The following is a 15,640-nucleotide window of genomic DNA, read 5'->3' on the forward strand; positions in this document are numbered from 1 at the left end:
AATCTTAAAGTCACTTGGCGATATTACTTAAAAATGGCTTAAGGAGATATCGAATCGCATATTCATGGCGTTCAATATAACCTCTCTTTTTGCCTCCTTCACCTTCAAAGTGCGAATGCCACTTGTGTCTACAAAACTATAACAAACTAGAGTGTCTATTCTTTGTACAAACAAACCATGTACAGGTGAAATGATTAGTGGTCGATATAAATTTTTTGTGGCACAGATTTTTGTTGTTCAAAAATCAACTCGTTCATCATCGTTTTAAAAATGGATCGACATTTAAGTGGCTGATTTTGCTTGCTTTATTTGTTTGTTCTTAAACTGAAATCTAGTTATCCCGACAAGTTCTTACCGAGCAATTTTTCGTACACCCTCAACTTTTCATCCTTTTTTACTAACATTTTTCTTTAAAAATAATTTGAGTTCGAATTAATTTTCAGGCATTTTATATTTAACTAACCGTTCAATTAAAAATAACAGGGACGCAAAATGCCAAAGGTGGGGATGCCTGAAATCAGAAAACCGCAGCTTGTGAAAGCGACAATGTCAGTGATTGATAGAGTCGGTTTACACGCGGCGAGTATTTCGTTAATCAGCAAAGAAGCCGGTGTATCAACGGGGATTATCAACCACTATTTCGGTGGTAAGCACGGATTGCTGGAGGAAACGATGCGCGAAATCTTGCGTCAGCTTTCGTCCACTATCACACAGAAGTTACGTGAGCTGCCAAGTGATGCTCATCACCAAAGAATTAACGCCATCATTGATGGTAATTTTGTCGGCTATCAGGCAGAAAACCAAGTTGCCAAGACTTGGCTGGCGTTTTGGTCGTACTCAATGCATGACGAGCAGCTCAAGCGTTTGCAGCGTGTCAACGAACGACGTCTATTGTCCCACCTAAGAAAAGAACTCAAAGCATTATTAAATGCAGAGCAGGCTGAATTGGTTGCTCATGGTATTGCATCACTTATTGATGGAATTTGGCTGCGCGGAACGCTCAACCCGCAAGGCATTGATGCAGAAAGAGCGAGAATCATCATCAACGATTATCTCGAAAAACAACTTACGTTTTATTCTGAAAAAATATAAAAGTTACAGGTCTTCAAAATGGAAATGAAAGCACACTATATCAATGGTGCGATGTACGACGGGTGTTCAGATGAACACTTCACCACTTACAATCCGGCGAATGGTGAGCCATTGGCCAACATTAAACAAGCGAACCAAGACGATCTTCAAGCAGCGATTGAATCGGCAAAGAAAGGTTTTGCTGCATGGTCGGCGATGACTGCGATTGAGCGCAGCCGTATTTTACACAAAGCCGTTGCCATTTTACGTGAGCGTAATGACGAGCTGGCTGCATTGGAAGTGGCAGATACTGGTAAGCCCATTCAAGAAGCTATCGCGGTTGATGTCACAACAGGTGCCGATGTTCTTGAGTACTACGCTGGCCTTGCTCCAAGTCTACAAGGTGAACAGCAGCCGCTCAGCGACGATCAGTTTTTCTATACACGTCGTGAGCCATTGGGCATTTGCGCGGGTATTGGCGCTTGGAATTATCCAATTCAAATTGCGATGTGGAAATCGGCGCCAGCACTGGCTGCGGGCAACGCAATGATCTTCAAGCCATCAGAAGAAACACCATTAACGGCGCTTAAGCTCGCCGAAATTTATTCAGAAGCGGGCATGCCAGATGGCGTATTTAATGTCGTGCAAGGGGATTACCGAGTAGGACAGATGCTAACGGCGCATCCTGATATCGCAAAAGTGTCATTCACGGGTGAGTCAGGCACCGGTAAAGTCGTCATGAGTGACAGCGCTAAGACACTAAAACAAGTAACGATGGAGCTTGGTGGTAAGTCTCCACTGATTATTTTTGATGATGCGAAGTTAAACGATGCCGTTTCTGCGGCCATGGTGGCGAACTTCTACACCCAAGGTGAGGTTTGTACGCACGGTACACGTGTATTTGTCCATGAAGGTATTTATGACGACTTTATCGCACAGCTTAAAGCCCGAACCGAGCTGTTAGTCGTCGGCGATCCGCTTGATGAGAACACGCAAATTGGCGCGCTAATCTCTAAAGATCATGAATCGAAAGTTCTAGGAGCGATTGAAGCCGCGAAAGCGAGTGGCGCGACGTTACTGACTGGCGGCTACAAAGTAACAGACAATGGCCTAGCCAATGGTAACTTTGTTGCTCCAACCGTATTTGTCGATTGCGATGATGACATGAGCCACGTTCAACAAGAAATCTTTGGCCCGGTAATGTCAGTTCTGAAATTCCGCGATGAGTCGGAAGTGATTGCGCGTGCAAATGGCACCGATTATGGCTTAGCGGCAGGTGTATTTACTCAAAACCTATCTCGTGCGCACCGTGTGATCCATCAAATTCAAGCGGGTATTTGTTGGGTGAACACATGGGGTGACTCACCTGCGGAAATGCCAGTTGGCGGCTACAAGCAATCAGGTGTTGGCCGTGAAAACGGAGTCGAAACCCTTAAACATTACACACAAACGAAGAGTGTTCTGGTTCAGCTAAGCGACTTCGAAAGCCCTTACAAATGATACTACTCATAGTAGATAACTGACCACTTTAGCTTGTTAAAATGCTCGATAACTACGTTGTCAATTTTGATTGTAGGTTAACTACTTATCAAAATTTCCGCCTTGTTCTCAAGCATTTTTCCTACGCTAATTTCGTTCACTTATCTACGGTGATGAGTATTAACTCCTAGGAGAATAAAAATGCAACAACACTACGATTACATCATCGTCGGTGCGGGTTCGGCCGGCTGTGTGTTAGCGGATCGCTTAAGTGAAAGTGGTCAAAATTCGGTCCTATTACTCGAAGCGGGTGGGTCGGATAAAAGTATTTTTATCCAAATGCCAACAGCGCTTTCTTACCCGATGAACACTGAAAAATACGCGTGGCAGTTTGAGACGGTTGAAGAGCAAGGGTTGGATGGTCGCCAACTTCATTGTCCTCGCGGAAAAGTTCTGGGCGGTAGCTCATCTATCAACGGCATGGTTTACGTTCGCGGACACGCTTGTGACTTTGACCAGTGGGAAGAGGAAGGCGCGAAAGGCTGGAATTATCAGTCGTGTTTGCCTTATTTCCGTAAAGCAGAGTCTTGGATTGGTGGTGCTGATGAATATCGGGGCGATCACGGTCCAGTCGGCACATGTAACGGCAACGATATGAAGCTCAATCCACTGTACCAAGCTTTTATTGATGCAGGCAAAGAAGCGGGCTACCCAGAAACAAAAGATTACAACGGTTATCAGCAAGAGGGCTTTGGCCCAATGCATATGACCGTCGACAAAGGCGTACGCGCTTCGACCTCTAATGCATACTTAAGCCGCGCTAAAAAACGCAAAAACTTCACCCTAATGAAGAGGGTGACGGTTCATCGAGTTTTATTAGAAGAAACTGGTGCAGAAGGCAAGAAAGCGGTAGGCGTTGAATTTGAAAAGTCAGGTTCAATTCAGCAATGTTTTGCGAATAATGAAGTGATTTCGAGTGCGGGTTCGGTTGGCTCCGTTCAGCTGTTGCAGCTTTCAGGCATTGGCCCTAAGGCAGTATTAGAAAAAGCGGGCATTGAGGTGAAACACTCGTTGGAGGGGGTAGGTAAAAACCTGCAAGATCACTTAGAAGTGTACTTCCAATATCACTGTAAACAACCTATCACGCTCAACAGCAAATTAGGTTTGGTGAGCAAGGGCTTGATTGGCACTGAGTGGATATTAACTCGCAAAGGCCTTGGTGTGACTAACCACTTTGAATCGTGTGCATTTATCCGCTCTCGAGAAGGGCTAAAGTGGCCAAATATTCAATATCACTTCTTGCCAGCGGCAATGCGTTATGACGGGCAAGCTGCTTTTGATGGTCATGGTTTCCAAGTGCACGTTGGACCTAACAAGCCAGAAAGTCGCGGGTCGGTCGAAGTTGTCTCTGCGAATCCGAATGATAAGCCGAAGATTGAGTTTAACTACATTTCCACTGAACAAGATAAGCAGGATTGGCGTGATTGTATTCGCCTTACTCGCGAGATCCTCAATCAGCCAGCCATGGATGAGTTTCGTGGGGATGAGATCCAACCCGGTCTGAACATCACAACGGATGAACAGATTGATGAATGGGTGAAGCAAAACGTCGAGAGTGCTTACCATCCATCTTGTACCTGCAAAATGGGCGCAGATAATGACCCATTAGCCGTCTTAAATGAGCGATGCCAAGTACGCGGTATTCAAGGCTTGCGTGTGGTGGACTCTTCTATTTTCCCAACTATTCCGAACGGTAATTTAAATGCGCCAACGATTATGGTGGCAGAACGCGCCGCGGACATGATTTTGGATAACGCCCTAGAAACGTCGAACAACGTACCAGTTTGGATTGCACCGGACTGGCAAGAGATGCAACGAATGCATCCGCCAAAAAGAGATCTCGATTCGATCTCATAAAATGAAAAAGTCAGTAATCATTACAAGGAATTCAACATGTCTAAGATGACAAAAATCTTCTCAACAATTGCACTAAGTACTTTAGCAACAGGCGCTTACGCCAACCAATGTGAAACGGTTCGTTTCGCAGATGTAGGTTGGACTGACATCACTGCGACCACTGCCGTTACATCAGAGTTACTTAAAGGGTTGGGGTACAAAACGAAGACTGATCTTCTGTCTGTGCCTGTAACTTACTCCTCTATGGCTAATGGCGATATCGACATTTTCCTAGGTAACTGGATGCCAACGATGGAAGGTGATATCGCGAAATACCGTGATGCAGGTACTGTTGAAACCGTACGCGCGAACCTCGTTGGCGCAAAGTACACGCTAGCGGTTCCAAAATACGTTTATGACGCAGGCGTAACCAACTTCGCTGACCTAGTAAAACATGCCGACAAATTTAAAGATCGCATTTACGGCATTGAACCAGGAAACGATGGCAACCGCTTAATTCAGTCAATGATTGATAGCAACGCATTCGGCCTAAAAGATTTCAGCCTAGTTGAGTCCAGTGAAGCTGGCATGGTGTCTCAAGTATCACGTGCCGCACGCCGCAATCAATGGATTGTGTACCTAGGTTGGGCGCCGCACCCAATGAATAGTAACGTTGAAATGGAATATCTAGCGGGTGGTGATGACTTCTTCGGTCCTAACTACGGCGGCGCGAACGTCTACACAAACGTACGTAAAAATTACCTCGCTGAGTGTCCAAATGTAGGTCAGCTAGTGAAAAATCTAGAGTTTAACCTAGAAATGGAAAATGAACTGATGGAAGCGATTCTTAACCAGAAACAGAAGCCATCAAAAGCAGCGCAAGCATGGTTGAATGCAAACCAAGAGCAAATTGAAGCGTGGCTAGAGGGCGTGAAAACGGTAGATGGCCAAGATGCGCTAACAGCTATTACAAACTACTTAAAAACAAACGCTTAATAAGCAGTATTTGAGCTCGTTTTTTTTAAAAAGTGGGCAGTTTTGCCCGCTTCATTAACACAAAGGTTTTATTTTGAATTTTATTACGGACAACAAACTACCGTTGGGCCAATGGATGGAAACTGGCGTCGATTGGTTAACCATCAATGCATCGGGTTTTTTCGATGCAATCTCTATTACACTTGAAACGATCATTCTTTTCGTGGTGGACATTTTTAAATGGATGCCACCTGCAGCGCCAATCATTATGACGGCGGCAATTGCTTGGTTCTTACATCGCAGCATTCCTCTTGTCGTATTTATCGTGTTGGCCTTACTCGCAATTCTCAACCTTGGTTACTGGCAAGAAATGCTGGAAACCTTTGTCCTTGTGTTTGCAGCGACAACGATTTCCGTATTAATTGGCGTGCCGTTGGGCATTATGGCGGCGCACCGTCCTTGGTTATACACCTTGTTGCGGCCAATACTCGATTTAATGCAGACCGTCCCGACATTCGTTTACTTAATTCCAACCTTGGTTCTGTTTGGCTTAGGTATTGTCCCTGGTCTAATCTCGACCATCATTTTCGCTATCGCTGCGCCAATTCGATTGACGTACCTCGGCATTATTAAAGTGCCGGAGGAGCTACTTGAAGCGGGTAAAGCATTTGGTGCCAGCCGTATGAAGCTACTGTTTAAGGTGGAGTTACCTGCGGCATTGCCAAGTATTATGGCTGGCGTTACGCAGTGCATTATGTTGTCTCTGTCTATGGTAGTCATTGCGGCGCTTGTTGGTGCTGATGGACTTGGTAAACCAGTCGTACGCGCACTGAATACGGTAAACATCTCGCAAGGTTTTGAAGCTGGTTTAGCGATTGTACTCGTTGCCATCATTCTTGATCGCTTGTGTAAAGCACCAAACCAGAAGGAGGCATAATCATGGACGCTATTACTATTAAAAATCTTGATGTCGTTTTTGGTCAGCAACAAGCACAGGCGCTAGCACTACTAGATCAAGGGAAGTCTCGACAAGAAATCATTGATGAAACTGGCCAAGTGGTTGGGGTTGATAATGTTTCGCTGAACGTGAAACAGGGTGAGATCTGTGTCTTGATGGGGCTTTCAGGCTCGGGTAAATCAAGTTTGCTGCGAACGGTTAACGGATTGAACGATATTTCTCGTGGCTCTCTGAAAATTAAAGATGGCGACGATATGGTTGAGCTCTCTAACTGTGACGAACAGAAACTGCGCCACCTTCGTACGCACCGCGTGTCCATGGTGTTTCAGAAGTTTGCATTGATGCCTTGGTTAACGGTGTTAGACAATGTAGCGTTTGGTCTAGAGATGCAAGGCATTGGTAAAGCAGAGCGTCGTAAAAAGGCGCGTGAACAGCTCGAAATGGTCGGTTTATCTGAGTGGGAAACCAAATTCCCGCACGAGCTTTCTGGTGGTATGCAGCAGCGTGTTGGCCTAGCGCGAGCGTTTGCGATGGACACTGATATCTTGTTAATGGATGAACCGTTTTCAGCACTTGATCCATTGATTCGTGCTCAGCTTCAAGATGAATTGATTCTGCTTCAAGAAAAGCTAAACAAAACCATTCTTTTTGTAAGTCACGACTTGGATGAGGCGCTTAAAATCGGCAACAACATCGCCATTATGGAATCAGGAAAGCTGATTCAACATGGCAAGCCAGAACAGATCATTCTTGCTCCAGAAAACGATTATGTGGCGGACTTTGTTGCTCACACTAATCCATTAAATGTACTGAAGGGACGTTCCTTAATGCGTGACGATTTGGTTCGCGAAGATACGCGTGTTCTGATTTGCCCTGACAAAGATATTTGGGTGATACAAGAGAGCAAGGGGTTAAGTTTAGCGGATAAAGATAAATCGTTGATTCAATGGAAGAGCGACTCTTCGAACCTTGACGAAGTTAATGAAAACTCTCTGGTTCAGGTTAGTCCAGAAATCAGTATGCGAGAAGCGATTGAACTTAAACAGCGTAGCAATCAGCCTCTGCTTATGGTTGAAGATAATAAGTTGGTTGGTGTGTTAAGCGACAATGAGCTTTACGATGCATTGCTTGGTAATTTTAAGTCAGAGCAAGTTGCGTAACGTTGACGCAGAACCAAGTAAAAAAGAGCCGCACATTAATGCGGCTCTTTTTAGTTTAAACAATGATTTAAGTCGCTAAGCTAAGACAATGGTCGACTATAGAGTCGTAATTACGTCATCCATTGCAAGGCGTGCTTTTGGAAGACCATGATTATAATCTTCCCCATCTTTATGGTAGCCAATTGCCAGCGCAACTTCACAAATATGGCCCTCGAGCTCTTCTTTAAACTCTTCTCCAATCAGAGCCGGATCGACACCTTCCATCGGTGTTGAATCAATGCCTAGTCGTGCCAATGTGTGTAGTAGGTTGCCTAGTGCCAAATAGACTTGTGCTTTTGTCCAGTTTCCGTTGAAGCCATTTTCGTCCGTATTTGCATCGGCAAAAGCGTAAGCACCCATAAAGTTGTTGTACATCTCCGCTGGCAAGTGGCCAGATGTTACTTCTGCATCCACACGCTTCGCAAATTTCTCTTTAGTAAATTTAGGATCGTAAGCAAACAGAATCGTATGTGATGCGGCTTTCGCGTGTGGTTGGTTAAACTGATGCATATTTGCAAACGTATTGTGGAAACGTTGCTTCGCTTCATCACTTTCAATAACGATGAATTTCCATGGTTGTGAGTTGATAGAAGACGCCGACAAACGCAGTGCTTCTTTGATTATCGCCATGTCTTCTTGAGAAACGCGCTTGGTTTCATCATATTTTTTTGCAGTGTAACGGCTATTTAGATCGGTAATGATTTGATGGGACACGTTTATATCCTCTTTATGTGATGACAGATGAGGATGCACTAGCATCGACAACCATGCGTACCTCGAATATGGGTTCATGATAATGGATATTTTTTCATTGATAAGAGGGTGTTTATTTAAATCACTTTTTACTTTTTGTTGAAAATCGATGTGAGTTGATCGATTTGAAACTTAAAAGTCCTTATTTGGAAGCTTTTATTTGATATTAAATTAAACTCATATTGAGGCGTAGGGGAAAGCAACATGAACGTGATTGAAGTTTTTAATGATAGCTATGAACGTTGTACTTCAGATCAGGAGTTTTTCGACTTGTTCTACAAAAATTTATGGTCGAAAAGTGCCAACTTTAGACAGAAGTTTGACGGTATAGACATGCACCAACAAGTGAGAATGCTTAGAGGGTCTATCGTATTTTTTATGATGGCAGATACCTCGACCGAAGCGCACAAAATGGTGGAAAAGTATGGGAAAAAGCATGCAAGTGCAGATATTGGTATAGAGCCGCAGGATTTTGATGTTTGGCTTGAGAGTTTGTTAGAAACGGTTCGACAGTGTGATTCCGGGTACGATGCCGATGTTGAAACCGCTTGGCGAACATGCTTTAAAACGGGCTTAGAAGTAATGAAACAAGAATGTGATAAAGAAGATGGGCACATCCTTAAAGCGAGTACCAAATAAGGAAGTAACGTGAGTGGTCGTTACTTCCTAGGGGCAGAATCTTACTTATCTTGTGTCTCTTTATTCTTTTTCACCGCTTCGGCGATATCACTGACAGCTTCGACAAGATTGATCGGCATTGGAAAAATAATAGTGGATGTTTTGTCTGTAGTGATTTCAGTGAGTGTCTGCATGTAACGTAATTGCAGTGCATTCGGTGCTTCGTTGAGCATTTGCGCTGCTTCTTTTAATTTATTTGAAGCCTCTAACTCACCAGTAGCGTGAATGATCTTCGCCCTACGGTTACGTTCTGCTTCTGCCTGACGGGCTAGGGCTCTGACCATGCTGTCATTTAAATCAACATGTTTGACTTCAACCGTAGCAATCTTGATTCCCCAGTCATCAGTCTGTTGATCGAGAATGGATTGTAAATCCTTATTGAGGCGTTCTCGCTCTGATAGCAATTCATCGAGTTCATGCTGACCCAATACCGAGCGCAGCGTGGTTTGTGCTAACTGGCTGGTGGCATCGCTGTAGCTTTCAATATTGTTAATCGCCATTTGAGGATCGACTACGCGAAAATAAACGACCGCGTTGACGCGCACAGAAACGTTATCTTTGGTAATTAAATCTTGTGTCGGCACATCCAAAACGACAGTACGTAAATCAACCCTCACCATTTGCTGAATAAATGGGATAAGGATGATCAAACCAGGTCCTTTGACTTCTTGAAATCGACCAAGAAAGAACACAACCCCACGTTCGTATTCTCTCAAAACCTTGAACATTTGGGTCGCTAGTGCGAACAGCAGCACCACGATCACCGCAACGGTATAGAGCATCATAAAGCGCCTCCTATTTATTTTGGCGGTCATCAGGCATCACAGTTAAGGTCAGCCCTTTAACATTAACAATGGTGACGTGATCACCTTGTTTGAATTGTTGATGGTCTTTGGCTTTAGCTCGCCATAACGCACCGTTGAGTTGAACGCGTCCTTCGCCATCGATAAAGTCATCGCTTACCACGGCGACCTTCCCAGGGTATGTCTCTAAACCCGTCGTTACACGCCGGCGACGAATTTTAAGCAGCAGGCCGACAGTCAGCACGATTAGAGCTACGGAAAATATGGCAATACCAAAAATCAAAGGAAGGGCGACCTGGAATCCTGGTAACTCACTGTCCATGAGAAATATTGAACCGAGAACAAAGGCGACAACGCCGCCTAAGCCCAAAATACCAAAGCTCGGGCTGAATGCTTCCGCTATCATTAGTGCAATACCGAGTAACAGCAGACCAAGACCTGCGTAGTTGACGGGCATCATTTGTAGTGCGTACATGGCAAGAAGCAGACAAATCCCACCTAGCACACCGGGTAAGCCAATTCCTGGGTTGTAAAATTCAAGAAGTAAACCGTAGATGCCGATGAGCATTAGAATGTAGGCAACGTTTGGGTTGGTGATAACGGCTAACATTTCTGCTCGCCAATCTGGCGTTCTTTCAACCCATGTTGGATTTTCAAGTGACAATGTCACAGTGCGATTGTTTACTTTAACAGTTTGCCCATCTATGGCTTTGACTAAGTCTTCTGGCGAATTGGCGATGTAATCGATCACGTTTAATTCTAATGCTTCTGTTGCATCCAAGCTCGCCGCCTCGCTTACTGCTTTCTCTGCCCATTCTGCATTTCGTCCATGAAGTTTTGCTAAGCCTTTAATGTAGGCTTTGGCGTCGTTAATTACCTTTTTCTCCATTGCGGTTTTAGCGGGAACTTTCTCTGAGCTTTCGTTGGTTCCTTCTGGCGTTTCTTCCGCGTTTTGATCTTTGCCATCATCCGATGAAGGAGGTTGAGGCGCACCACCTAACGCGACGGGCGTTGCAGCTCCGAGGTTTGTCGCTTCAGCCATGGCGGCTACGTGACTAGCGAGCAAGATGTATGTTCCGGCACTGGCGGCTCTAGAACCAGATGGGCCGACCCAAGTCGCAATGGGAGTCGAGGAGGTGGTAATCGCATGAATAATATCTCGCATTGCGCTATCTAAGCCGCCTGGTGTGTCCATCTCTAAGATCACTAAACTGACACCGTTTAGTTGAGCTTCTTCTATTTCACGAGATAAATAGTCGCTAGTAGCAGGCCCTATAGCGCCTTTGACAGGAACAATCCAAACGGTATTCGCCAGTGCTTGACTGGCCATCAAGAGTAAAGGTAAGAACCATATCCATAGTCGTTTCATGCAGTCCTCCTTGTGTGGTCACAGGGACTTTTTGAAATCCTAATTCAAGTATATCCAAATAACTTAGAGATGCTTGAGTATAGGTTCTAATGAATAAGTTGCCGAGGCTAATTAGGAGACTACTTTTTTATATATAAACGCTGTGTGAGATAGTAAACTAAAGCAAATTATTGGTAATTGTGACGTTTATGTTTATTGTTCAGCGTTTGATTAAGTTGGCCGTTATCTGTGCCGTATTCTTTACTATTTTCGATCTGATCTCGTATGGAGAGGTGACTTGGTTTCAACGGTTTTTGGCTTTTCTACACTAAACTCAGATTTCAATACGTTAGCTACTCATAAGGCGATAGGTTTCTTCCTATTCGCCTTATTACTCCCTCTTCAACCAAAGCCTTAAACAAAGCAATACTTAACTCGGTTTTTCAACTTCCTGTCGGTGGAAAAAATGCCAAAATGCAACTAAATTCATATCAATGACAAGTTTAAGGTATGTAGTTGATGAGGCAATTCAGCGCAATCGCACTAGCTGTTGTAACACTCATTTTGAGCCAAACAACAATCGCAAGAAACGCGAAGATGTTAGGTGATATCTCTCTAGTTCAGCCCATACAGGGTGATCCTAATGTAGATATTAAGCTAGCGAGAATTGGCTGGCATCTCTTCCGCGATCCTCAATTATCGTCAAATGGTAATGTCAGCTGCGCGACATGCCACAATCTGCAAACCAATGGCGCTGAAAATACACCAGTCTCTACGGGGGTGAAAGGTGATGGAATTAGAAATTCTATAACAGTGTTTAATGCGGCGTTAAATTATCGTTTTTTATGGGATGGTACGGAAAACACCTTGATGGCTCAGATTGATGGTCCAATCCATAATCCAATGGAAATGGACTCAAACTGGCAAACAATACAGCAATATGTAAAAGAGAGTGAACATTATCAAGCTCTATTTAATCGTGACGGTGAATTGCCGATTAACGTTCATAATATCAAGTCCGCTATTGTGGAGTTTGTTGAAGGGCTGCAGACGCCTGGCGCACCATTCGATGCTTACTTATTGGGTTACACGCATGTACTGAGTGAACAGCAAATCAGAGGTTGGAAAACATTTCAGACTTCAGGTTGTGTGCAGTGTCATCAGGGCAAAAATATCGGCGGAGCGATGATCCAAAGGTTCGCCTATTTCAAGGATAAGCCAGTAGTAGAGGACTCGGGCAGGCAACTCGTTACGATAGAAGATGAAGAGCGATTCTATTTTAGAGTAGCCAGTTTACGCAATGTCGCGCTAACGAGTCCTTATTTTCATAATGGGCAAGTCGATAAGTTATCCGACGCGATACAAATCATGGCTAAAACCCAGCTCGGTATAACGATGAACGATGAGAATGTCGCGGACATTGAAGCATTCTTGCAGTCGTTGACAGCACCTAGACCCATAATTTTAGAGGTGTTGGAAAATGAATAAATTCAAACTGATCAACTTTTGCTTTTTTATTGGGATACTGACGTGCTGCACACTGGCGTATATGTCGTATATGAATTCAAAAAACGCTCAAGAATTTCATGCAGGGCTAATGAATATCGGACATGAGTTGATTGAAGAGCGTGATGTTATCGTGAACCGATATGCCGTTGAAGATAGGAAAAACTATGAGTTAACAACATCTTTAGTAGAGATAGAAATCGCAGCACAGGCACTGTTGGAATCATCAAAGGCATCTGTTTGGTTTCCCGTGACACCCAATCGTATAAAAGTTAGGGATACGCTTGAACAGTTTAAGGAGCGAGTGCTTCAAACAACGTTGAAGCTTGATATGTTAATTGGTGTTCAGGTAGAAAATCGGTATGCATTACTCATGTTGTTCAATTTATATCAGCAAGATGTTTCTACCGAGCGCGGCCAATCATTGGGTGGCAGTCGTTATTTTGAATTTCTCAACCAGTTGCTTCTAACACAAACTGAAGTTGAGAGTGAAAAGGAAGCGAACTTCCTTAAACGGCTTCAAACGAGTGATAAAAGAATTGAATTGCTGACGAATGAACTGCTTGATCACACTTATATTGAGTTTGTCGAAAGCTCAGAGCATCGGTTACTCAATATTGCTCAAAGTGAGGCGCGTTTTACGTGGCTGTTTGTATTTATCGCGGTGATGTTTCTAGTTAGCGCGTTTGTTTATCAGTCGCATCACCGAATGCATAACTTAAAACAGTTGAATCTTGAAATTGAAGAGGCGAGAAACAAAGCCGAGCGAGCGGCAAAAGCGAAATCAAATTTTCTCGCTGCAATGAGTCACGAACTAAGAACGCCGATGAATGGCGTACTAGGGCTTTCTCAAATGATTGCAGAAGAGACCAAAGAGCCGACGACGAAAGAGCACATTAGGGTTATTCTTGACTCTGGCCAGCATCTGATGACTATCCTCAACGATATTTTGGATTTTTCTAAAGTTGAAGAAAACAAACTGGAATTTGAGCAAGCTAAGTTTAAGCTCGATCAAGTGCTTTCTCCGGTGTGTAGCGCAATAAAACCACTTGTTGATGAAAAAAATATCGAGTTAATCTTGGAAAACGAGATTTCTGAATATACTGAATTTACTGGGGATTGTGCGCGTTTACGACAGATCTTGTTTAATCTCGCCGGTAACGCGGTGAAGTTTACTAATGAAGGGCACGTGCTGGTTAGAACTGAGTTAGATGAATCGAATCAGTTGTTGGTCATGCGCGTGAGCGACACCGGTATTGGTATTGCGCCAGACAAGCACGAGCATATTTTTAACTCGTTTGAGCAAGCAGACTCATCAACGACTCGAAGGTTCGGCGGAACAGGGCTTGGGTTAGCCATCGTCAAAAAACTAACCGATTTGATGGGTGGCCATATTACTCTGAAGAGTATAGAAGGCGTTGGAAGTCAATTTATCGTTGAGTTGCCGATTCCTTGGGTAGAATCTGCTCCGAAAAAGCAGCAAGAAGCACCGAAACCTCGCGCAAAATCACACCATTTAAAGATACTACTTGCTGATGATAACCGTGTGAATGCCATTGTGGCAAAGGGGTTTTGCGAAAAGCTTGGGCATGAAGTGGATGTTGCAGAAAATGGATTAATCGCGGTTAAAAAGGCGAAAGAGAACGAGTACGACCTGATCTTGATGGACAACCATATGCCCGAGATGAATGGCGTTGAGGCGACACGCGTTATCCGAAAAGAGTTAGGTATCAAGACATTACTCTTTGCGTACACGGCAGACGTATTTCGTGAAGCTCACGATAGCTTTATTGAAGCAGGAGCAGACCATGTGCTTACGAAACCGCTACAGCATGAGAGCTTTTCAGACGCTCTCAAACAGTTTGCCGCCAGACTCGAACCGAAACAGAATCCGCCACTAACGAGTGACAGCAATGTGCTTCAGTTGCAGCGTAAGCCAATCGAGAACTTAAGGTTAACAGAGGAAGAACTCTCCCGCTCAGGCATGTTTGCTTCTTTACGAGATGAGCCAGAAGCGCTCGACGAGCTGCTAAAAAGCATTATTGTCGATTTTGAGACATCTGTTGATGAGCTTATTGAATACTTTATGGCTGAAGACTTTGCTTCATTAGAGCTGACGTTGCACAAAACGAAAGGGATGGCACTGAACCTAAGTTTACCTATTTTGGCGAGCCAAACGGAGGCCCTGGAAACTCAACTTAAAGCCAACCAAAGTCCCGAGATTGAGCAGTTGCAGATGCTGATCAATCGGTTACAGGTCAACATCCATCAGTCTCATAGACTTTTGGATGATATCCAGAAGAACAATGCCGATCCTCAACAGATTTTATAGTCCCTGTGAGTGCGATGCTTTCCTTAACTCATTTTGTTGTGGTTTACTGTGGCAAGGACGGATAGTGTTGATTCGTCGTCGGAAAATCAGGGAGTTAGAATGAGTAAGCATTCCGCTTTAATCAAATGGCATCGTAAAGCTGGCGAAGAGTTTAAGGATAATAAGTATAGTAGGGCACACATTTGGCAATTTGATGGAGGGTTGCAAGTCCCAGCATCTCCATCTCCCCACGTAGTACCATTACCACTATCCGTAGAAGAAAACGTTGATCCAGAAGAAGCGTTTGTCGCGGCACTTTCTAGTTGTCATATGCTCGTTTTCCTGTCTATTGCAGCAAAGCGGCGTTACGTTGTGGACAGTTACTTCGATGAAGCGGTAGGGGAGCTTGAAAAAGGCGAAAACGGAAAAGAGTGGGTATCAAAGGTAACGTTAAACCCTAAGATAACATTTTCAGGTGAAAAACAACCGACACCATCTCAATTAGAAAAACTGCACCACATGGCCCATGAGAATTGCTTTATCGCCAACTCCGTTAAAACAGAAGTGACAACGCTTATTGCGAATTAAGTGGAGCTCTTTATCAAAAAGCGCGGCCTATTGCGGAGTTATATTAAGCCAGCAGTCATCCTGCTGGCTCGTTCA

Annotated in this window: 13 protein-coding genes; 10 read left to right on the forward strand and 3 right to left on the reverse strand. The window is 44.1% G+C overall.

Going from position 1 to position 15,640, the window contains the following annotated elements; translation table 11 throughout:
* Positions 1-492: 492 nt before the first annotated feature.
* From betI to choV, 6 genes are all read left to right on the forward strand, one after another.
* Entirely contained in the window at positions 493-1,092 is a 600-nt protein-coding gene (betI, locus tag R8N49_RS16165; protein WP_017820329.1) for a transcriptional regulator BetI, read from the forward strand.
* Positions 1,093-1,110: 18 nt separating this feature from the next.
* Entirely contained in the window at positions 1,111-2,571 is a 1,461-nt protein-coding gene (gene betB / locus R8N49_RS16170; protein WP_025767886.1) for a betaine-aldehyde dehydrogenase, read from the forward strand.
* Positions 2,572-2,751: 180 nt separating this feature from the next.
* Positions 2,752-4,467 (forward strand): choline dehydrogenase, encoded by a 1,716-nt coding sequence (gene betA / locus R8N49_RS16175; protein WP_318190016.1) that lies wholly within the window; start codon positions 2,752-2,754, stop codon positions 4,465-4,467.
* Positions 4,468-4,503: 36 nt separating this feature from the next.
* Positions 4,504-5,442: a choline ABC transporter substrate-binding protein gene (locus R8N49_RS16180; RefSeq protein WP_005382646.1), complete on the forward strand. Its 939-nt coding sequence runs from the start codon at positions 4,504-4,506 to the stop codon at positions 5,440-5,442.
* 73 nt (positions 5,443-5,515) lie between these two features.
* Complete coding sequence (gene choW / locus R8N49_RS16185) at positions 5,516-6,358, forward strand: choline ABC transporter permease subunit (RefSeq protein ID WP_005392552.1); 843 nt, start codon at positions 5,516-5,518, stop codon at positions 6,356-6,358.
* 2 nt (positions 6,359-6,360) lie between these two features.
* Positions 6,361-7,539 (forward strand): choline ABC transporter ATP-binding protein, encoded by a 1,179-nt coding sequence (choV, locus tag R8N49_RS16190; RefSeq protein ID WP_042523602.1) that lies wholly within the window; start codon positions 6,361-6,363, stop codon positions 7,537-7,539.
* A 96-nt stretch (positions 7,540-7,635) separates the two neighbouring features.
* Here the strand turns inward: choV and R8N49_RS16195 are convergent, their stop codons facing one another.
* A complete protein-coding gene (locus R8N49_RS16195) occupies positions 7,636-8,292 on the reverse strand; it encodes an NAD(P)H-dependent oxidoreductase (protein WP_064354707.1) in 657 nt (218 codons plus the stop codon).
* A 243-nt stretch (positions 8,293-8,535) separates the two neighbouring features.
* Between R8N49_RS16195 and R8N49_RS16200 the strand changes: the two genes are divergently transcribed.
* Positions 8,536-8,970, forward strand: coding sequence for a globin (locus R8N49_RS16200; protein WP_017633662.1), 435 nt, complete (start codon positions 8,536-8,538; stop codon positions 8,968-8,970).
* A 41-nt stretch (positions 8,971-9,011) separates the two neighbouring features.
* On the opposite strand, the gene R8N49_RS16205 is transcribed toward R8N49_RS16200, so the two are convergent.
* Together R8N49_RS16205 and R8N49_RS16210 are read right to left on the reverse strand one after the other, a co-directional pair.
* The gene (locus R8N49_RS16205) at positions 9,012-9,794 is read right to left on the reverse strand and encodes a slipin family protein (RefSeq protein ID WP_005373196.1); all 783 of its coding nucleotides are present in this window, start codon (positions 9,792-9,794) and stop codon (positions 9,012-9,014) included.
* A 10-nt stretch (positions 9,795-9,804) separates the two neighbouring features.
* Complete coding sequence (locus R8N49_RS16210) at positions 9,805-11,181, reverse strand: NfeD family protein (protein WP_186585387.1); 1,377 nt, start codon at positions 11,179-11,181, stop codon at positions 9,805-9,807.
* Between the two features lie 498 nt (positions 11,182-11,679).
* Between R8N49_RS16210 and R8N49_RS16215 the strand changes: the two genes are divergently transcribed.
* The 3 genes from R8N49_RS16215 (at position 11,680) to R8N49_RS16225 (ending at position 15,565) form a co-directional block, all read left to right on the forward strand.
* A complete protein-coding gene (locus tag R8N49_RS16215) occupies positions 11,680-12,648 on the forward strand; it encodes a cytochrome-c peroxidase (RefSeq protein WP_182015896.1) in 969 nt (322 codons plus the stop codon).
* Positions 12,641-14,998 (forward strand): ATP-binding protein, encoded by a 2,358-nt coding sequence (locus R8N49_RS16220; protein WP_186585386.1) that lies wholly within the window; start codon positions 12,641-12,643, stop codon positions 14,996-14,998. The genes R8N49_RS16215 and R8N49_RS16220 overlap by 8 nt, the downstream gene beginning before the upstream one ends.
* 99 nt (positions 14,999-15,097) lie before the next feature.
* On the forward strand, positions 15,098-15,565 hold the full coding sequence (locus tag R8N49_RS16225; protein WP_025767882.1) for an OsmC family protein: 468 nt from the start codon (positions 15,098-15,100) through the stop codon (positions 15,563-15,565).
* Positions 15,566-15,640: the final 75 nt, after the last annotated feature.

Source organism: Vibrio sp. 1978, assembly GCF_033344345.1.

Bases quoted from the DNA above. Each gene is read 5' to 3' on its own strand.
- betI (WP_017820329.1), top strand. From the start codon at position 493: ATGCCAAAGGTGGGGATGCCTGAAATCAGAAAACCGCAGCTTGTGAAA.
- betB (WP_025767886.1), top strand. From the start codon at position 1,111: ATGGAAATGAAAGCACACTATATCAATGGTGCGATGTACGACGGGTGT.
- betA (WP_318190016.1), top strand. From the start codon at position 2,752: ATGCAACAACACTACGATTACATCATCGTCGGTGCGGGTTCGGCCGGC.
- R8N49_RS16180 (WP_005382646.1), top strand. From the start codon at position 4,504: ATGTCTAAGATGACAAAAATCTTCTCAACAATTGCACTAAGTACTTTA.
- choV (WP_042523602.1), top strand. From the start codon at position 6,361: ATGGACGCTATTACTATTAAAAATCTTGATGTCGTTTTTGGTCAGCAA.
- R8N49_RS16200 (WP_017633662.1), top strand. From the start codon at position 8,536: ATGAACGTGATTGAAGTTTTTAATGATAGCTATGAACGTTGTACTTCA.
- R8N49_RS16205 (WP_005373196.1), bottom strand. From the start codon at position 9,794: ATGATGCTCTATACCGTTGCGGTGATCGTGGTGCTGCTGTTCGCACTA.
- R8N49_RS16210 (WP_186585387.1), bottom strand. From the start codon at position 11,181: ATGAAACGACTATGGATATGGTTCTTACCTTTACTCTTGATGGCCAGT.
- R8N49_RS16215 (WP_182015896.1), top strand. From the start codon at position 11,680: ATGAGGCAATTCAGCGCAATCGCACTAGCTGTTGTAACACTCATTTTG.
- R8N49_RS16220 (WP_186585386.1), top strand. From the start codon at position 12,641: ATGAATAAATTCAAACTGATCAACTTTTGCTTTTTTATTGGGATACTG.
- R8N49_RS16225 (WP_025767882.1), top strand. From the start codon at position 15,098: ATGAGTAAGCATTCCGCTTTAATCAAATGGCATCGTAAAGCTGGCGAA.